This window comes from Ralstonia sp. PBBBR1 (assembly GCF_002256165.1).
In the GTDB taxonomy this organism is placed as follows: Bacteria; Pseudomonadota; Gammaproteobacteria; order Burkholderiales; family Burkholderiaceae; genus Ralstonia; species Ralstonia thomasii.
In genome coordinates this window covers 14,230-30,757 of record NZ_NKIL01000018.1, presented here as the reverse complement: position 1 = coordinate 30,757, position 16,528 = coordinate 14,230, and the positions used below count along the sequence as shown (strand labels likewise).

The 16,528-nt window shown below is 60.6% G+C and carries 21 protein-coding genes; 1 reads left to right on the top strand and 20 read right to left on the bottom strand.

Annotation, left to right across the window (positions count from 1 at the left end; translation table 11 throughout):
- Positions 1–4: 4 nt before the first annotated feature.
- The 8 genes from CFE42_RS23445 to CFE42_RS23410 form a co-directional block, all read right to left on the bottom strand.
- Positions 5–421: a hypothetical protein gene (locus tag CFE42_RS23445; protein ID WP_004636242.1), complete on the bottom strand. Its 417-nt coding sequence runs from the start codon at positions 419–421 to the stop codon at positions 5–7.
- A 17-nt stretch (positions 422–438) separates the two neighbouring features.
- On the bottom strand, positions 439–1,470 hold the full coding sequence (locus CFE42_RS23440) for an ATPase, T2SS/T4P/T4SS family (protein ID WP_004636244.1): 1,032 nt from the start codon (positions 1,468–1,470) through the stop codon (positions 439–441).
- Complete coding sequence (locus CFE42_RS23435; protein WP_009242040.1) at positions 1,463–2,014, bottom strand: lytic transglycosylase domain-containing protein; 552 nt, start codon at positions 2,012–2,014, stop codon at positions 1,463–1,465. Before CFE42_RS23435 ends, CFE42_RS23440 begins: the two co-directional genes overlap by 8 nt.
- On the bottom strand, positions 2,011–2,364 hold the full coding sequence (locus CFE42_RS23430) for a hypothetical protein (RefSeq protein WP_004636248.1): 354 nt from the start codon (positions 2,362–2,364) through the stop codon (positions 2,011–2,013). Before CFE42_RS23430 ends, CFE42_RS23435 begins: the two co-directional genes overlap by 4 nt.
- Positions 2,365–2,384: 20 nt before the next feature.
- Positions 2,385–2,777: a single-stranded DNA-binding protein gene (ssb, locus tag CFE42_RS23425; protein ID WP_009242041.1), complete on the bottom strand. Its 393-nt coding sequence runs from the start codon at positions 2,775–2,777 to the stop codon at positions 2,385–2,387.
- A gap of 36 nt (positions 2,778–2,813) precedes the next feature.
- Positions 2,814–3,026 carry a hypothetical protein gene (locus CFE42_RS23420; protein WP_009242042.1) on the bottom strand — a complete coding sequence of 71 codons (213 nt, stop codon included), beginning with the start codon at positions 3,024–3,026 and terminating at the stop codon, positions 2,814–2,816.
- A 29-nt stretch (positions 3,027–3,055) separates the two neighbouring features.
- Positions 3,056–3,289, bottom strand: coding sequence for a hypothetical protein (locus tag CFE42_RS23415; RefSeq protein ID WP_004636254.1), 234 nt, complete (start codon positions 3,287–3,289; stop codon positions 3,056–3,058).
- A 157-nt stretch (positions 3,290–3,446) separates the two neighbouring features.
- Positions 3,447–4,472 carry a CAP domain-containing protein gene (locus CFE42_RS23410; RefSeq protein ID WP_009277725.1) on the bottom strand — a complete coding sequence of 342 codons (1,026 nt, stop codon included), beginning with the start codon at positions 4,470–4,472 and terminating at the stop codon, positions 3,447–3,449.
- Positions 4,473–4,592: 120 nt separating this feature from the next.
- Here CFE42_RS23410 and CFE42_RS23405 point away from each other — a divergent pair, with 120 nt between their 5' ends.
- A complete protein-coding gene (locus CFE42_RS23405) occupies positions 4,593–4,754 on the top strand; it encodes a hypothetical protein (protein ID WP_004636259.1) in 162 nt (53 codons plus the stop codon).
- Between the two features lie 652 nt (positions 4,755–5,406).
- On the opposite strand, the gene pilV is transcribed toward CFE42_RS23405, so the two are convergent.
- The 12 genes from pilV to CFE42_RS23345 all read right to left on the bottom strand — a co-directional run bounded on the left by pilV (position 5,407) and on the right by CFE42_RS23345 (position 16,443).
- Positions 5,407–6,645 (bottom strand): shufflon system plasmid conjugative transfer pilus tip adhesin PilV, encoded by a 1,239-nt coding sequence (gene pilV / locus CFE42_RS23400; protein ID WP_009242043.1) that lies wholly within the window; start codon positions 6,643–6,645, stop codon positions 5,407–5,409.
- Between the two features lie 11 nt (positions 6,646–6,656).
- On the bottom strand, positions 6,657–7,136 hold the full coding sequence (locus CFE42_RS23395) for a hypothetical protein (RefSeq protein WP_009242044.1): 480 nt from the start codon (positions 7,134–7,136) through the stop codon (positions 6,657–6,659).
- 31 nt (positions 7,137–7,167) lie between these two features.
- The gene (locus CFE42_RS23390; protein ID WP_004636266.1) at positions 7,168–7,668 is read right to left on the bottom strand and encodes a type 4 pilus major pilin; all 501 of its coding nucleotides are present in this window, start codon (positions 7,666–7,668) and stop codon (positions 7,168–7,170) included.
- Positions 7,669–7,703: 35 nt separating this feature from the next.
- A complete protein-coding gene (locus CFE42_RS23385) occupies positions 7,704–8,744 on the bottom strand; it encodes a type II secretion system F family protein (protein WP_004636268.1) in 1,041 nt (346 codons plus the stop codon).
- A complete protein-coding gene (locus CFE42_RS23380) occupies positions 8,741–10,570 on the bottom strand; it encodes an ATPase, T2SS/T4P/T4SS family (RefSeq protein ID WP_009242045.1) in 1,830 nt (609 codons plus the stop codon). The genes CFE42_RS23385 and CFE42_RS23380 overlap by 4 nt, the downstream gene beginning before the upstream one ends.
- On the bottom strand, positions 10,570–11,829 hold the full coding sequence (gene pilO2 / locus CFE42_RS23375; RefSeq protein WP_009242046.1) for a type 4b pilus protein PilO2: 1,260 nt from the start codon (positions 11,827–11,829) through the stop codon (positions 10,570–10,572). Before pilO2 ends, CFE42_RS23380 begins: the two co-directional genes overlap by 1 nt.
- 2 nt (positions 11,830–11,831) lie before the next feature.
- Positions 11,832–12,398: a type IV pilus biogenesis protein PilP gene (pilP, locus tag CFE42_RS23370; RefSeq protein WP_009242047.1), complete on the bottom strand. Its 567-nt coding sequence runs from the start codon at positions 12,396–12,398 to the stop codon at positions 11,832–11,834.
- 17 nt (positions 12,399–12,415) lie between these two features.
- On the bottom strand, positions 12,416–14,101 hold the full coding sequence (locus CFE42_RS23365) for a pilus assembly protein PilN (protein WP_009242048.1): 1,686 nt from the start codon (positions 14,099–14,101) through the stop codon (positions 12,416–12,418).
- Positions 14,098–14,697 carry a toxin co-regulated pilus biosynthesis Q family protein gene (locus tag CFE42_RS23360; protein WP_080517557.1) on the bottom strand — a complete coding sequence of 200 codons (600 nt, stop codon included), beginning with the start codon at positions 14,695–14,697 and terminating at the stop codon, positions 14,098–14,100. The genes CFE42_RS23365 and CFE42_RS23360 overlap by 4 nt, the downstream gene beginning before the upstream one ends.
- A 29-nt stretch (positions 14,698–14,726) precedes the next feature.
- Positions 14,727–15,164, bottom strand: coding sequence for a lytic transglycosylase domain-containing protein (locus tag CFE42_RS23355; RefSeq protein ID WP_009242050.1), 438 nt, complete (start codon positions 15,162–15,164; stop codon positions 14,727–14,729).
- Positions 15,161–16,000 carry a hypothetical protein gene (locus CFE42_RS23350; RefSeq protein WP_009242051.1) on the bottom strand — a complete coding sequence of 280 codons (840 nt, stop codon included), beginning with the start codon at positions 15,998–16,000 and terminating at the stop codon, positions 15,161–15,163. The genes CFE42_RS23355 and CFE42_RS23350 overlap by 4 nt, the downstream gene beginning before the upstream one ends.
- Before the next feature lie 173 nt (positions 16,001–16,173).
- Positions 16,174–16,443 carry a hypothetical protein gene (locus CFE42_RS23345; protein ID WP_009242052.1) on the bottom strand — a complete coding sequence of 90 codons (270 nt, stop codon included), beginning with the start codon at positions 16,441–16,443 and terminating at the stop codon, positions 16,174–16,176.
- Between the last annotated feature and the right edge of the window lie 85 nt (positions 16,444–16,528).

The following is a 16,528-nucleotide window of genomic DNA, read 5'->3' as shown; positions in this document are numbered from 1 at the left end:
ATCGTCAGGCGGTGCAGGCCACGCCCTTGTTAAAGAGCTGCGACCACAGCACCGGCATGTTGATCAGCGCCATGGTGCCGACGAACCCGCGCAGGATGTTCTGCTTGATCTTGCTGTGGCCGTCATCGAGCAGCCACAAGATGAACGCCCCGGCAAATGCAGCGAGGGACACGATCATGATCAGTTCGTTGTCAAGCACCTGCTGGTAGATGTTGCACAGGCCCCCGTTCCAGATGCCAGCACGCGCGAGGCCGGGGATGGCTTCGATCCAGAGCGCCAACAGCACGCTGCGGATCAAGCTGCGGTGACGATCCACCTGCGCGTGAATCGCTTGCTTCGTGTCCGCAAGGCGCGAGTGCGTGGTGAGATAGCCCTGCGTAACGAGGTTGGTGATGCGGTGCAGTTGGGACAGAACGTTCATTACAGACTCCTGGTTGATTAGGCGAAACGGGAAAACAAAAGGCGTGTCTTGTAGCGGCCGTCCTCAACGCCCAGCACTTCGCGGAGCTCAACAGGCCCGCGCGTGCCATCACCTTGTCGATCGGCATGCAAGAAGAAGCGGAAGGTCGAGGCGATCTTTTTGCGGAGATCCTCGGTGGCGATCAGGCGGCCTTCCTCGCTCATGCGGATGTACGACTCCAACTTGTAGGGTGCTTCATCCGCGCTCGTGGCGTGCAGTGTGCAAATCGAGCCGTCATGCCCGGTGTTCAGTGCTTCCACCAGGTCGAAGGCCTCGGCGCCCCGGACCTCGCCCACAAAGATGCGGTCGGGCCGAATGCGCAGTGCGAACTTAATGAGATTGCGAATCGTGATGTTCTGGTTCGCTTCGAACGACACGAAGTTGGGCAAAGCGATCTTCAGTTCGGCGGTGTCCTCGATGGTGACAATGCGATCGGATTCCGGAATCGCTTCGAGCAACGCATTGAGCAGGGTGGTCTTGCCGGATGAGGTGCCGCCGGAGAACACAATGTTGTAGCGCTGGCGCATGATCCATTGCAGGCAGCGCATCAACGCCTCGCCGCCTTCAGCGGCGTGGTCGAGAACAGTCCGATCCTGCCGGCCGATGAAGCGGTTCTGCGAGGCGGGCAACACGGCGAAAGCACCGTTGCGCACGTAATCATCCAAGGCGATGCGCCGCACGGAGTGCTTGCGGATCGACATCATGTCGCCGTGGATTGACACGGGGAATCGGGCGGCTGCGATGCGCAGGCCTGGCAGGCGCGCATCGAGCAGCGGCGCCTGATCCTTGTCGTTGATATTGGTCAGAACCGTGATGGCGGTATCGAGCGCGGCAGGCGCGATCGCCAGCCCTTCGATGCGCTCCATCACACCGCGCCGCTCGCGGTACACGACATCGTGGCGGTTGATCATGATTTCGTTGGTTTCCGGGTCTGCCATCATTTCCTGCAGATCACGCAGGTAGTCATGGAGGACCTCGAACGCGAAACCACGTGTCTGCTGGTCATTCATTGGGTGGCTCCCAGGAGACGATGGTGATGTCCGATGACGTGTTCGTCTGCAGGCGGCGCGCAGCAGCACGCGGCGCCTCCACAGGCCGTACTGAGGCTACTGGGTTGGCAATTGCGCGGCTCGGCGTAGAGCTGGCCGTCGCCAACGCCTGATAGACCTTTCGCGCGTAGGCGAGACGCTTTGCCGGGCTCTTGGCGTTGTAGGCCCCGACGGCATCCCACGTGAGGCCGAGCTGCTGGATATTGCGAGACAGAATCCAACTTCCTACGTAGGCGTTGACACAAGCATCAAACAGATGCGCCCGGGTGATGCCATAGCGCGCCAGGCTGGGTAGCCAGCTTGAGTTGATCTGCATGAGACCGATGTCGGTACTGCCATCGCTGTTGGCGCCAACGGCGTCCGCGTGCATCCGCGACTCCACCTGGGCGATGGCGCGCACCAAGCGCGCATCGACCTGGTGGAACCTGGCGGCTTCGTCAATACAGTCGGCAAAGGCCAGCGCCGGCAATAGCGCCATGACGAGCAGGAATGCAGAGCCCTTCATGACGCATCCCGATCGAAAAGGTCACGGGTCCGCTCACAGCGATGCGCGGGAATGGCTTCGCCGACGCGGACAAATGCCGTGCAGCAGGGCTGCCCGTCCTGGGCGTACTGCCATTCCTTGGGGTACTGCGCGTCCTCGATGGTGTATGCAAAGGTGGCCCCGACGATGAGGCAGGCGCTCGCATCAAATTCGAGAGGTTCCATCCCGGCGTGCGTAGCTCGCACGCAGTTGCGGCACCAGGCGTCGATGAAAAGCTCTCCTTCGACGCCGTTGTGCGGCCGGTATTTCTCTCCGGCGCGGGCCGCACAGAACTGGGCGAGACTGTCAGGAAAGATGGCGCGCGAGTTCATCGACGGGCTCCGTGGATGAATCACAGCGGAATCTCGTCTTCGCTCTCGAAATCGTTAGCGCCTGCCGTGCCACGATCGCCGGGCGCCTTGCCAAGCATCTGCAGTTGGTCTGCGACGATTTCGGTGCTGTATTGCTTCTGGCCGTCCTTCTCCCACTGGCGAGTCTTGAGGCGGCCTTCGATGTAGACCTGCGAGCCCTTCTTCAGGTATTCGCCGGCGATCTCGGCCAGTCGACCGAAGAAGGCGATGCGGTGCCACTCGGTGGTTTCCTTCATCTCGCCGCTGGCCTTGTCCTTGTAGCGGTCGGTGGTCGCCACGCGGATGTTGGTGACGGCATCACCGCTGGGCATGTAGCGCGTTTCGGGATCGGCGCCGAGATTGCCGACGATGATGACTTTGTTGACGGATGCCATGCTGTAGGTCCTCCTGGTGCTAGTGCGGGTTGGGAATCAATCGCCTTTGGGCTGGTGCGCGCGTACATACGCCAGGCACGGTTCGTTGCGAACAGGCTGGTCGAAGAACACGCGCGTCGCCAAGGTGCTCAGCGTATGAAATGCCGCGGCATTGACGATCTGCAGGCGCTGCAGCGTTGCTTCGATTTCGTCGAAGCCCTCAGCTGCGGCATCTGTGAGCGCCTGCCGTTCAAGAACAGTCAGGTGCATGCCAACTTCTCCCGGAAAATCACGGACAGTCAGAAACGGCAAATCCGCTGGGTAAGCTGGCTCGCAGGCAGAGAGGGCAGACAGAAAATCGCCCGAGACACGACACCGCGCGAGGCTGGAATGGCAACGCCACTGCTCGTGAGCGCGCGCACGTTGGCGTGAGGCTGTGACAGCCGCAGCGCGCAACGTTGCACGCGCATACGGAGATGATGGAAGGCGGCGCGAATATTCGCGCCCGCTTTGGCTGAAAAGGCGAGTGCCATGGTTCATTCCTCTGTTGGGAAACTGGGGCTTTTGCGGTAACGCGCGCTTCGGTGGTGCAAACACCTTGGCGAGCGATTCGTTCAGATGACTATGGGCCGTTTTTCATGGGCGTGATCTGTTGAGCAGAAGGGTTCTTTTCAGGAAGACGTTTGCGCTTTAACCCACGACATTGCCGGTCGTGAACGTAAAGTTACGCGAGAACGCCGTGCCGTTGACGGTGCCGGTCAGAGTGACCGAATACTGCGTATTCGGCAGCAGCGGCGACGTCGGGTAGGCGACGGCCTGATATGCACCAAGAGCTTTGTTCGGGTCAGTTGTCGAATTCAGGATCTGAAGTGCAACGCTGCCTGACGGGCCAGTCATGGATGCGTTCTGCAGGATGATCGTGTCGGACGTGTTGCCCATCACGACAACCGGCGTGCCCCAGCCCGAGTTCGAGACGTTCGGCGGAGTGGGGCTCTCGCTTGTCGATTTATACGGCACACCGGTAACCCCTTGGCAGGGGAACGTAAGCGGCGTGTTGCTAAAAATCGAAGACTGGCTGACCAGCACGCTGATGCTTTCCCACGCATTCGTCCAAGCCAGACCACTGCTGGTAGATTGCGTTTCGTATTCCCCAATCCCCATCGTATTGGAAGGGTAAGCAACGATTGCAGCGTGGTACACCCCCGCCAGCAGGGAATTGACAAACATCTGCCCTGCTTGAGCAGCCGTAAAGCCGTTAGTTGTGATCGAAGCACCTCCGCTCACACCTGTGCTAAACGTGGAAGTCGGCAATCCTGCGGCCACCGCTCGATCTTGATAAGACGCACCGGTAAATCCAGTGCTTCCCGATGTTTCGCTATCCGATATGGCGCTGTTGAGGCCCATGTACTTTGCATGGCTCTGTGCTGCCTGATCCAGTACGGTGTTCTCCTGCAGCGCGGGAATGCCGCACTGGGCACGGTATTGATTGAGCAGATTGAAGGCCGTGATTTGCGCGCTGCCGCTCGTGTATTGAGGCGTTGATAGCGTGCCAGTTACGGTTTGCGACGTCGATCCTCCTGACGAACTTGAAGATCCGCTTGTCGACGAGGAAGTGCTACTGTCTCCACCGCCACCACCGCACGCTGCGAGTGCGGCAACGAGGGAGAGCGAGGCAAGCGACTTGGTGATGCAGATTGTTTGGCTGGTGTTTCGCATTCTTCTTCTCCAGTTGAGCTTTGGCGAGAGGCGACCTCTCTGGGTGTTCATGATATCATCGTAGCATGCTATCTTGCTATCAGCGAAATATATTCGCTCTCAAATTTGATCAGGACAATCATGACTGAAGACAAAAAAGGGGTATTGGTTCGCCTACCGCAGAAACTCCACCAGGACTTGCTGCGCGAAGCTTCACAGGAATCTGTGAAGCGTGGCGAGACTGTTTCGGTCCCACGCCTCATCTTGGAAATTCTTCAGGCACGGGCCAAGGCGAAGAAATGAGGTAACTGGCGGGTCTGGTTAACTTAGCCCACGCCACCACCACATGCCCACGGGTTGTTGACAAAGAAGACACGCGACAAGTATTGGGTCGCGGTATTCGGGTCCGAAGGCTGGGGGATGTACATCGGCTGATAGTAACGAGCGTAGTTCTGGTTCATATATGCCGCTCCATTGCTGAACATCTGATCCCAAGTACCAGAGAAAGACTGGCTCCAATCGGGATTGCTTGCGTCATACGTCCCGTCAGCATATGTATTGAAGGCCCCAAGGGTTCCGCAGCTGTTGGTGGTGGCCGTTGCCACAACCACGTGACCTGGCGGCGGTGACGGTGGAGCAGGCGGCGGAATTACCGCGCACACCGGCTGGCTCCATGCTTCCCCGTTCCACACAGGAGCTGATGTTTGGGTGCTGCCCGCCGGGCACGTAGGCGCGGGCGGCGGATTGTTTGTCAGACATCGCAGCAAGCCGCCATGACTTGGCGACGATCCCCAATGATCGCCCGGATGACAATCCGCGACTGTGAACGGTACGGCTGGCAATTTAACCAGCTGCGCTTGAGCCTCACCGAATAACGCGGCGCAGATCGCAGCGCAGGACAACACCGTCAAGGCCACTTGCTTCTTGCACATTTCTCTTCTCCTCACACGTTCGGTCAATACTGACAGCCCGTTGTCAGCGTACCCACGAGCTGGCCACCAAGATTTCCGGTGTCGTTCCCGCTGTACCAGGTCGACGACGAGCGGGCCGATGCCTGCGCATACCAGACCGCGCCTTGGTCGATAGCGGTGAAAAGGTTTCCTTCAATTGGCGGATTCACATAGCCGGTATCGTTCACAAGGAATGTCCCCGGCGTATACATGGCCCAAGGCGTGCCGCCGGGACAACTATCTTTGGCGAAGGTCATACCGTCAGTAACATTTGTGAACTGGCGATTGATCGCGAATCTGCCCATCGCATTGTTGATCGCCACATATTGATTGTTTTTACAGATATAACCGGCATTGGTTGCATCTGTGGCGATCTGACCGTTGTTGTTGCAGGGCATGCCATTGGTGACGTTAGCTACTGCGGTGCCAATCGGCTCCCAGACGCCGGTGCTGGCGCTGCAGATCACTAGGCCGGTTCCCGTCGCGCTGGTGCGAATAGCACCGGCGCTTGCGCATGCCGTGTTTGGGGCGCCAGTACCGGTCAGATGCGCCTGTGTGGCGTTCGCATTGCCGATGTTGTTGATGTCGTTGCCCGTCATGTCGAGCGCTGTCTGCATCTGGTTGAGTTCCGGGTGTCCAGGAACCTGTACCCGGTACAGATAGTTGTTGTTGACCTGTGCGCCGCCAAACGCCAACAGCGAAGCCAGGTGGCCGCTTCCAGGGTTCGTGTAACCGGTGAGCGACACACGCCAGCCGCCGAACGCGCCATAGGCATTGTTAGGTGTCATGGTGGCGTCGCCCAATTGCCCGGTGTAAGGCACGAAACCACCTTGCGCTCCAGCCTGCGCCGCGATCTGCACCAGCTGCTTGACGTCGGTGACCGCCCGGCCGCCCTGTGTGGTCACAAGGGATTGCAGCGTGTTCGCAGACGGCTGCAGCACCTGTAGTAGCCAGGTTTGACCGAAGGCATTGGTCGACGAAAATCCCGCAGGCAGATATGAGGGGGTTGAATTGATCAACGTGGCCGTGGTCACCGACACCGGCGTAGTAGCTGTAGCCTGAGCCACGAGCGTAGCGGCGTTGTCCTGCACGTACTGCTGCGCAGCTTTGTTGAAGACGAGCATCTGGCTCGCCACGGCCGCAGTTTGCACGTTAGTGACACCGACCTTGGCCCATGTCGTGAAGCCGGCAAGACTTAGCATCGACAGCACCAGCGCGACGATGTATCCCAATAGGGCGTCCATGAATCAATTCCTCAGGTAGTCGTTTGCACCCAATCAATCAGCGCGCCAACGGGAATCATGGTTGGCACGGCGTAGGTCACGCCGGTCATCATGTTCACAGCCGTGCCCTGCCTGCTGACCCGAAACCACGCCGCATTGCCCTGGGTGTTTTGGATCAAGAATCCCGCCGCGCCGGGTGCCACCGGCATATAGCCGTAGATGTCGCGGCCGCCGCCAGCGCGAGCAGCAGCCATGCATACCGCGCCAGCCGGCGTCGAGACGCCAGCTGGCAGTGCTGGTGAAATGCTTACGCTAATCAGGCCCGGCGTCGCGCTAGCTGTTGCCACGCAAGCCGCACCGAAGACCAGCGCCTGTTGTGCCGACACGTTGGCCGCGGCTTCCATGCGGCCCGGCACGCCCGCGCCGGGCACAGCCTGCGCGAGCTGCCAGGCCTGGACTCCGACACCCAGGAAAAAAAGCACTGTGATGATGGGCAGCATCAAGAAAGCCATGGCGCTGACTCCAGCTTGTGAAACATCATGCTCACTGGAACGTCACGGAAAACGTGGCCGTGGCGCTGCAGGCCGCACCAGCAGTGACCTGATCCGGCAGGTTCGCTTGAGTAAAAACCTGACCGTTGATGTCCAGTGATACATAGTCCTTCATGCCGGTGGCTACCTTCACGCATTGCGAGGCAGTCTCGCTGCCGCCGCCACCGAAGCCGACCACGCCTTGCGAGGCGTTATTGGTCGAAGCAAGCGTGACCGGGTTACCCCATGGATCAACGACCGTATTGCCACGCACCATGTCGGTCGGGAACATACCGCCGTTGATCATTGCCGGAACGTTGGCCGTGGTGAAATTTGCATAGCCGTTATTGCTTTGTGAGAACCCTGCACGGGCATTGGTAATCATCTGCGCGACGTCGTTGACTACCACGCCCGCCTTGTGATTTTGGAAGCCGTTGTAGCCCGCGTAGGCGAGTCCGACGAGCGCCAAGAGCGTCAGAACAATGGCGATAATGTTTCCGAGAAGACGATCCATGAATAACCTCTAAAAGTGAAATCACGCCCGAGCCATCAGATTTGCCCCATCGCGGACGTGAGAATCGATGAAAGCGAGTTGGCGCCAAGCTGCAGCACCACGAAAGCGAGAAACATGAACCCCGTGAAGACCGCCGACATCAACATGCCCCGCGCGAGCAGTTGCCGCTCGATGACTTCCGCGTACTGGCGCACGGCCACGGCGATCTTGTCGGTGAAGTCGTCAAAGCCGGCGTAGGCGCCGATCTCATCGATCAAGTCCGGGGATGGAAAGCCGTACCCGGTAGCCCGCATGGCTTCCGGTAGGCTCAGGCCATCAATCAGCCCATTGCGGATAGGTTTCAGACGCGAGGCAAGCCACGGCGAAGCGGACGCAATCTGGTTGTCCAGCGCCACCGTGTCTGGGATGCCGGCGCGCAATAGCGCGACGAACGACAGTAACCAGGTGAAGCCGGTGATTTCCCGATACACCGTGAAGGGGAACAAGCGCCTGTCGCAGAACGCGCGCGCGGGTCCAATCCAGCGCGGCAGCGCCCACCATGACCAGACGGCATAGATCAGCAGCCCGCCGAAGCAAATCGGTGCCGGCCAGCCGACGGCGAGATCCCCCATCAGGTACATCGCATAGGCCCAGTCGGTCCACTTGGAGAGCGGCAGCACGTCCAGGAACTGCGGCACGATCGAGGCACCAATCAACAACAGCACCGCGTACAAGCTAACCAGGTAGACGGAGGGTGCGAAGAAACTCGCCTGCAGCTTCTGACGTAGGCGCGTGGTGAGATCACGCACTTCCATCACCAGGCGCATGGAATCCGGCAACTGGCCGGCTTGGTCGCCGGCATCGAGCACGCTGCGCTCCAAGTCCGAAAGGTCGTCGCCCAAAGCTAGAACGAAGGGATCGCCGTCCACCACCCGTCGCGCAACCTCATCGGCGGCCTCTGCGGCACGCTTGCGCCCACGGCGCGCTAAGCGCGTGCTGAACTCCCCAAGCACCTGCGAAAGCGTCATCCCGTTATCTAGTTGCGACGAAGCCTGTTGATACAGGCGCCGGCGCAGCGTCCACGACAGGCCGCTCATGGTGTCACCTCCGACGTTTCGTCCGGCGGCAGATCGATTTCATCCCGCATCGGAATGGCATCGACTCGGCGCTGGGCATCGCGAGGGTCCAGCCGGCCCGCGAGCACAAGATCGATCGCGTGGGCAATCATCGGCTTATCGGAGCCGGCACGCCGGCGGTGGTTACGACGTGCTACCAACACGCCGTGCTCGATGCAATCCTGCATCAGCGCTTCGCTGGTCACCACCACCTCGGCCACTGCTTGCTCACCAGCGATGCCTTTGCCGTCGCAGTGCGGGCAACCCGTGCCGCGCACGCGCACGCCGGACAAGTCCCCCCAGGTATGCAAGGCTCGCAGCATGTAGGCTGGCAACTGTTCGCTGGCCTGATCGAGAGGTACACTGCAGTGCGGGCACAGCATCTGCACGATGCGCTGCGCGATCAGGCCGATAATCAGGTTGTGGTTGCAGATGATTTCCAGTGACAGCCGCACATGGTCCATGCCCATCAACCGCGTGAACGTCTCGAATGGGTCAGTCACGTGCAGCGTGGTGGGCACCTGGTGCCCGGTTGCGGCGGCCTGCAGGGTGGCCTCGCCCGCGTCCGCGTCGCGGATCTCGCCGAGCAGGACAACATCAGGGTCCATGCGCAGCGTCTTGGTCAGCATCTGCGGAAAGCTTTTGCTGTCGGTGACGAGCTGGATCGCCCAGTTCATCGGGTATTCGGTGGGGTCCTCGATGGTGATCAGGCGGTCATGCGGGAGCAGGCGCGCCCGTTCCCGCGTGTATTCATAGAGCGTGGTAGTTTTACCCGAGCCCGTAGGGCCGGTCACGATGACAGCACCCATCGGGCGATGCATCAGCCGTGAGACGAGTTCCACCTGCAGCGGCGTGTAACCCATCTCTCCCAAGCGGAAAGCGCCCGGTGGCGCTTTGGGCGTGCACAAATCCAAGCGCTTCGCAACTTCTGGGGAGCCCTCGGATTGCGCCGCAAGATCACGATATTGCAGACGTGCAACCAAGAAGCCGCCACCGGACTCCACCGGAAATGATGGCCCTCGAATAATCCGAACAGAGGTGAGCCCCGTGCCGGGCAACGCTTCACCTGTGATCTGTGCATTCTGGAAGTTCAGCGCCTTGTAGCTGTCCTCCTTGATGGTGGCCAAGCCCGAATACATAGAGCGCGTCAGGCGTTCACCTTCCTCGCGGCGCATCGACATCGAGGCGACTGTCCACAGATCGCCCTTGATGCGGATCTGGACCTCGGTGTGGTCCTCGCGCACCAGGATGTGAATGTCAGAGGCGCCGACTGCGGCAGCATCGGCGATCAGTTGACGCGCCTTGGCCAGGGTCTGTAGATCGGTATCGTCCAGCCGCCCGGCATTGGCCAACTCCCGGCGCAGCGCCGCCAGGTCCTGAGCGGAGGCTTTTCTGACCTGGGGCGTGGCACCCAGGCGCCGTAGCGCGGCTTCCCATGCCAGAAAGCGCGGGGTGCCATAGTGACGTGCATCCACGTGCACGACAAAACCCTGCGCGGCCAGCACACGTTGCACCTGTTCGGACGATAGGCCGAACGTCGGCGCCAGGTATTCGACATACCCACCCTGCCCCGCAGCCCGCTGGCGCAGTGCCTGGGCCTGGCCTGTAGAGAGCAGGTTCAGATCAACTGCGATCTGTTCAAAACGCGGGCCGAACACTCGCGGATAGACGACGTGGGGTGCCAGCGCTTCGGGCGGTTCGGGCACCAAATTGGCCTTGTCCGTGGCTGCCACGGCACCGCCACGGCCAGCCTCGCCGGGATCGAGCCGCGCCGGTTTGCGAACAAAACGGTTCAGGAAGGCAAACATCAAATTCCTCCGTGTACAGGCGCCGCGCCTCGCGCGGTGTAAAGCGTGCCGTTGGCGGTCCATTGTTGAGCTCGCGCGTCGTAGCCCAGGTCGACTACGCGCAGGCCCGGCACTACATCGAAAGCCGCGGCCAAATCCAACCAGGGCGGTGCGGCCAGCGTGAAATTCGCCGTCACCTGAATCCAAGGATCGGGGGGTGGCGCATCCTTGTCCGCCTGCGCTGGCGAAGGCGGTGGATCGGTCAAGCGCAAAGTCAAGCCATGTTCCTGCGCGAGCATCCAGATGTTCTTGCGTGCGGCAGTAAGGGGGAGCACGTCGACATTTGCCGGCGGCCCAAAAGGCGAGGAGGCCTCACGAGAATGATTGGCCGACTGCCCGTCAGCCGAGAGTGCGCCAGGCGCATCCGCCGCAAGGCCGCCTTCTCGGTTCCACGATGTCTCGATGGCAATGCGGCCAGCTTCGGGGGCGTTACCAGGACGGGGCTTGCAATGCCAACTGGCGAGCGTCCAGCCACGCATGGCCAACTCCTGCTCGTGCCAGGCCGCCCGGCAGGCCTCGAAGAACATCGCCGGCGTGGGCTCGCGAAGCCAAGGTTGGATGCGTTGCTGGGCAGCAGCAGCAGCTTTACGCGCGGCCGCTGCCTTCTGGCGGGCCTGAGCCGCCAAGCGTTCGGCCTCTTGCTGTTGGTCATACAAGTACCAGCCGCCAAAGACAGTTCCCACCACAAGCGCAGTTGCCGTTACGGCAAGCGCGGCAGTCCGCCAGGAGCCAGACTGCACGTCGTGTAAAGCCGGCACGCTCGTGGCCTGGCGTGCAAGGTTGGCCAAGTCGTCTAGATTGCCCTCGATCTCTGTCCAGCCTGGTAGCGATTGGTGATAAGCGCGAATCGCAGCCAGTTCGCTGAGCGTGCCAACCTGATCGCCGCCGGCGATGACAGCTTGCCCCTGGCGTACTGCGATGTACCAGTAATGCTCGCCGCCCAGGTGATACAGGCCTGCCCAGGGTTGCGGATGCGCAGTGGCGACAATGGCCGCTAGAGGTCTGGCCCGTGACGGTTTGACGCCTGCGATTGGTTCACACAGCGCACTTTGAAAGGTGCCATGCGCATTCTTGAACGCTACGCCCCATCGCACGTTGGGCCCGAGCTGACGTGCCAGCTTGCGCAAGCTTTGTGCCTTTGGCAGGTTTTCCTCGTGTTGCCACGACAAACCAACTGCAAAAGCACCCTTCGCACCGGAAAAGGTAAGTGCGTGCGCCATGGTTAGGGCCTCAGAATACGCACACGCTTGCCGTTGACGATCTTGATGCCCGCGTCATCAACGCCAGCGACCTTCCAGCCGCCGTCAAGCGTGTCGCCAGCGCGTACAGGAATCGCCTGGCCGTTTACCTCCACCATCGCGGTGTACTTGCCGTCGTAGGCGTGCAGCGAAATCGCGCGCGGCCCTGCAGCAAGCGCGGATGCGGCCGGTGCAGCTGCGGGGACGGCCCCCTGTGCTGCTGCCATGGTGGCTGCCGGCAGCGGCGCGGCCAATCCCACGGCCGGCTCCGATTTACGGACCTCGGCCTGGTACTTGGCGATTTCGGCACGTGCTTTCCACAGCGGAATCTGCTTCTGCAGGTTGACCAACTCATCGGACTCGGAGCTGCGTGCACCTTGACCGAGCTGCGCGCCTGCGGCGGCGGCCGGGCGGACAGCTGACGACGTGCCTTGCTGTGCGCCGGCACTGGCCAGAGAAGCTTGCGGTGCTGAAGCGTTCTGCGCGCGAGCGGAAATCGCAATACCGGCCAGCAGCGCACTCGCCAAGACATTCATGAGGGTTCTGTTCATGTCGGAATCTCCCTTGGTTAGAGCAGGCGCGCAGTGATGACGACAGCGATCATCGTGTCCTTCTTCTGCGCATCGACGCCACCGCCCAGCAGCGGCATGTACGGCGAGCCGATACCGTTGTTGGTTGTGCTCGTGGATTGCTCGCGCATGCCAGTGAGTACCAGCGTTTCGCCAGGCCTGAGCCCCACCGACTGCTCGAAGCGCGCCAGAGGCATCGTTCGCAGTTGGACGGTCGACTGACTCGCACTGCTGCCCGAAGTAAAGGTTTGCAGCGGTTGAAGCTCCGAGATGGTCATATCGAAGACCATCATGATTCGGCCATTGATGACCTTGGGCCGGAAATTGCCGGTGAAGCCGGAGATGTTGGTAGAGGTTTGAATAGCCGTCGTAGAGCCGACGTTGCTGGCTAGCGTTGTTTGCGTGCCTTGCACGAAGTCCTGCAGCGTCGCGTCCTGCAGCGCAAGAACCTTGCCGTTTTGTGTGACGCCACCGCGTTGCAGAACCCGCGAGACATTGCCCAAGGTGGACAGCGCTTGGAGCGCGGCCTTGGTGCCGTCCAACTTGCCGCCGACGATGGTGGCGCCAAAGGTCATTGGCGATGCCGTGCTCGTTACGCTTGGAACACCAGCTCCAGTGAATGTCGCGCCGGTATGGCCGTTGCCGGACTTGTAAGCAAGCGACAGATTCAAACCGTAGTTGTCTTCCTGCGACAACCGGACTTCATAGATCTTCACGTCAATGCCGATCTGTTTGCCGAACATGGCGTCCAGACCTTTGACCCATTCTTCAAGGCGATCACATTGCGGCGGCGTGGCTGTGACCGTTACCGAACCGAGATGCTTGTCGGCCACCACTGTTGCATCTGCTCCTGCGATTGTCTTGGCGATCTTCTCCAGATTCAGCCACGGATCAGATACCACAGCGAGCGTCGCTGTCTGGCCGCCGTTGCCGGAACCGCTCGATGAACCGGTGCCCGTCGATGCCGTGCTCGTGCCGGACGATCCCGAGCCAGCCGCCCCAGTTGAGTTAGCCGAAATCGAGCCATTCATTGAGGCGACTTCGCCCAGGTCTGGCAACGGGAAGGTGCGCGTTTCAGTCTTGAAAAATGCAACGGTGCCGTCGCGGTAGCGATCCCACACGCCCCAGTGTGCGTCAATCGTTTCAAGGAAACCGCGCAGGTTGCCGGTATAGCTCAACACCAGTGGCGCGACCGCCGCGCTCGCCGTCGTGCCAGCAGAGATTGCGGCGCCGGTCGGTGAGAGTGGCGCCGCACCAGTGCCGTAGCTCGATGGCAGGGGGCCGTTCAAATCCGACATGCGTTGGGGCGCGTTCCCGGAGCTGGACCGGGCCATCTGGAGCGGGATAGTGGCGGCCGAAGCTTCGACGGTGGCACGTACGCCAACGTTCTGGGCGATCCAATCCGCCGCTTCAGTGAGACTAGCGAGCGACCCCTTGAACACCACCTGCTTGCTGAAAATCTCCGGCTGCGGTTTGCTTGCGCGGATCTTCTCGCCCATCAGCCAAGATCCATCGTGAATCCGGACTACCGGGCGGCTACGAGGTGCCCCGTCAAGCTTGGCCTGTGCGTCCGAAACGATTGCCGCTTGGTTCTCACGTACCTGCGTAATGCCGCAACCCTGCAGAGCAGTTACGGCGATCAGTGCTACCACCAGGGGCTTGATTTGAGGATTCCAGTTTTTCATTCGCCTACTCCTGCTTGGTGTACCACCATCACCTGGTTGCCTTTCCAAATGTCCGCTTGCACGTCGGCACCGTTGGCAGCAAGCTGCTCGATCGTCTGTTGCGCGGCGCGCGCAAAGTCGTTACCGAGAGGCTGATCGTTGGGAACGATCCAGCCGTCCGGCACATTCCATTCCACAGTCCAGCCCGCGCGTGCCGCCCACGCCTCTAGTTGCGCCTGCATGGATTTGCCCCTGACCAGTACGAAGGCATCAGCCGCCGGCGCGGGTGGCGAAACAGGTGCCACGGATGAGCGGGAGATTTCGGATGGACGCTTACCGTTCGGCATTTCAGTCGCGACTCCCGATCGCACTTGAACTGATTTACTCGGTGAGGCCGGCGTCGATCCGAGCAGTTGCCAGCCTTCTTCAGGAGACGGCTCCATAGCGCCCTTGGCATCGGCGATTCGTTGCCAAGTACCATCAGGCATTTCTTGCCAGTCCGTAGCTGCTTTGGCCTGGGCCGGCGCTGTTCGCGCCTGGGCGTCAACGGTCACGCCAAGGCCAGTCAGCAAGTAGAAGATGAGCATTGCTCGGTGGAATGGATGGAATGTGCGCATGGTTTTGAACTCGTTAGATCAGAGAGAAATCAAGGCAATGCCGCGCGCTGCAGCGATTGCCACCGCGTGTAGATCTGATTGGCATATCTGAGCTGCTTGGCGGGTGTCGTCGCGTTGTAGGCGCCAACCGCGCGCCATGTCGCGCCAAACCGGTCGATGTTGGCGTGCAAGATCCAAGCGCCCACATACGCGTTAATGCAAGCGTCGAGCAGCTGCTGCCGCGTGATGCCATAGCGGGCCAACCGTGGCAGATGCGCGGAATTGATTTGCATAAGGCCCAGGTCCTGCGAGCCATCACGATTTCGATTGATGGCCAGAGGATTCATGTGCGATTCATGCAGCGCGATGCTGCGCAGGAGCGCGCCATCGACGCGGTGGTACGCCGCTGCGTCGTCCAGGCAATCTGCGTGGGCAGTTGGAGACGACAGAGACAGAACCAGTAGCAGAATCGGGCCGAGGCGTTTCATGGGCGCACCGTGCTAGGCCGCTCATAGAAGCGCACCCGCGCAATGCGATCGACATGCACGACCTCGCCATCAGCGATAACAGCGAGCTGCCTTGCGATGCCATTGAGCCTGTAGTACCGGCCTTTGAGCGTGCCGCTGATCGAATGTCCATCGCCAAGCACCGAAACGCCGCCTTTGGGCTCGTCGAAGGCGAGATAGGTAGCATCGCCCTCATCGAATACCTGTTCGAGCCCAGTCAAGTTGCTGGCAGGAAATTGGTATTCAGTGCTCTGCACACGAGCGACATCGACGGCTTGACTGAAACCGTTCAGCGTGAACCGAGCTACTGGCGGAAGGCTCAGGATGTTGCCGCGCCAAGTAGCTGGAAGCAGGCGACCTTGCACATCTGTGAGGCGTAGATCCGCTGGCGGTGCACCCTCGAAGCGGATTTCGGTGGCGCCGCCTTTATTGTCCCGAATGGCGATGGCACCGAAGACTGCAGCCAGCATGGACCCCGTTCCTTTGCTGGAAGCCGCCGGCTGCTCGCCTACCTCGGAATTCGGAGTGGATCGGGTTGGGGCGCGATCAGGCGCTGAGAAGGAAATTGCCGTCGCCGCCAAAATGGTCGGCGCACGTTCTGGTGTCTTGGCCTTGCTCAGTTCACACAAGTTGGCTGAGCCAGGCCCCGCAGACACATAGGAGATGATGGCGCCTGGTTGCCCGTCACTATCAAGCGGGCAAAGGACGTTGGTGCGGGCGGCAGCGGGCGTCGTATGAAACAACGCCGTAGTAGAGAAGCATGCTATAAAGCACGCGCGCAACACTGCGCCCGCATTTGCTAGAATGCGGGAAGCCATGAGATCGTTCCTCTGTTGGGAAACTGGGGTAGGCTTTTGGCTAGGCCCGCCTTGGTGGTGCAAACACCTTGGCGGGCCGCTTTTTGCGCGGCTTGCTACGGACTTCTATTCACCGCGGACCTCCTAATGAGTGCAGAAGGCCACGATGCCGATCTGGTGAGTCGTGACATTCTTCATTTCTTCCCTTCCCGATCGCCGTCTCGACTCGACTGCGCCTCGGGGTCAGTCTTCAAAACACTCCCCACCTTGCGGGGCGGGTGATCAGCCAGAACCAATTCATCCCATGCCACCTTTCGCGGGTAGCGGGCGCGGAAGAACTTGAGCCACGCTCTTGGGATGTAGTTGCCTGTCTGCCATTGGTAGATGCGGCCCTCTGTCAAGCCGGTTAACTTCACCAGCTTCGGGACCCCCCCAAGGGCGGCAATCAGTTCTCGTGCGTTCATACGCCCCGATCTTAGAACACTAAGGAAATAAACTCAATAAGCAAAGGGTGTAATCGCTTAGTTTTCTAAGATGCTTAGCGAACGA

Coding starts and splice junctions, on each gene's coding strand:
- CFE42_RS23365 (WP_009242048.1), bottom strand. CDS start 14,101: ATGAAAAACTGGAATCCTCAAATCAAGCCCCTGGTGGTAGCACTGATC.
- CFE42_RS23390 (WP_004636266.1), bottom strand. CDS start 7,668: ATGGATCGTCTTCTCGGAAACATTATCGCCATTGTTCTGACGCTCTTG.
- CFE42_RS23445 (WP_004636242.1), bottom strand. CDS start 421: ATGAACGTTCTGTCCCAACTGCACCGCATCACCAACCTCGTTACGCAG.
- ssb (WP_009242041.1), bottom strand. CDS start 2,777: ATGGCATCCGTCAACAAAGTCATCATCGTCGGCAATCTCGGCGCCGAT.
- CFE42_RS23355 (WP_009242050.1), bottom strand. CDS start 15,164: ATGAAACGCCTCGGCCCGATTCTGCTACTGGTTCTGTCTCTGTCGTCT.
- pilV (WP_009242043.1), bottom strand. CDS start 6,645: ATGGACGCCCTATTGGGATACATCGTCGCGCTGGTGCTGTCGATGCTA.
- CFE42_RS23360 (WP_080517557.1), bottom strand. CDS start 14,697: ATGCGCACATTCCATCCATTCCACCGAGCAATGCTCATCTTCTACTTG.
- CFE42_RS23440 (WP_004636244.1), bottom strand. CDS start 1,470: ATGAATGACCAGCAGACACGTGGTTTCGCGTTCGAGGTCCTCCATGAC.
- CFE42_RS23380 (WP_009242045.1), bottom strand. CDS start 10,570: ATGTTTGCCTTCCTGAACCGTTTTGTTCGCAAACCGGCGCGGCTCGAT.
- CFE42_RS23430 (WP_004636248.1), bottom strand. CDS start 2,364: ATGAACTCGCGCGCCATCTTTCCTGACAGTCTCGCCCAGTTCTGTGCG.
- CFE42_RS23410 (WP_009277725.1), bottom strand. CDS start 4,472: ATGCGAAACACCAGCCAAACAATCTGCATCACCAAGTCGCTTGCCTCG.
- CFE42_RS23345 (WP_009242052.1), bottom strand. CDS start 16,443: ATGAACGCACGAGAACTGATTGCCGCCCTTGGGGGGGTCCCGAAGCTG.
- CFE42_RS23395 (WP_009242044.1), bottom strand. CDS start 7,136: ATGGCTTTCTTGATGCTGCCCATCATCACAGTGCTTTTTTTCCTGGGT.
- pilO2 (WP_009242046.1), bottom strand. CDS start 11,829: ATGGCGCACGCACTTACCTTTTCCGGTGCGAAGGGTGCTTTTGCAGTT.
- CFE42_RS23405 (WP_004636259.1), top strand. CDS start 4,593: ATGACTGAAGACAAAAAAGGGGTATTGGTTCGCCTACCGCAGAAACTC.
- CFE42_RS23350 (WP_009242051.1), bottom strand. CDS start 16,000: ATGGCTTCCCGCATTCTAGCAAATGCGGGCGCAGTGTTGCGCGCGTGC.
- CFE42_RS23415 (WP_004636254.1), bottom strand. CDS start 3,289: ATGGCACTCGCCTTTTCAGCCAAAGCGGGCGCGAATATTCGCGCCGCC.
- CFE42_RS23420 (WP_009242042.1), bottom strand. CDS start 3,026: ATGCACCTGACTGTTCTTGAACGGCAGGCGCTCACAGATGCCGCAGCT.
- pilP (WP_009242047.1), bottom strand. CDS start 12,398: ATGAACAGAACCCTCATGAATGTCTTGGCGAGTGCGCTGCTGGCCGGT.
- CFE42_RS23385 (WP_004636268.1), bottom strand. CDS start 8,744: ATGAGCGGCCTGTCGTGGACGCTGCGCCGGCGCCTGTATCAACAGGCT.
- CFE42_RS23435 (WP_009242040.1), bottom strand. CDS start 2,014: ATGAAGGGCTCTGCATTCCTGCTCGTCATGGCGCTATTGCCGGCGCTG.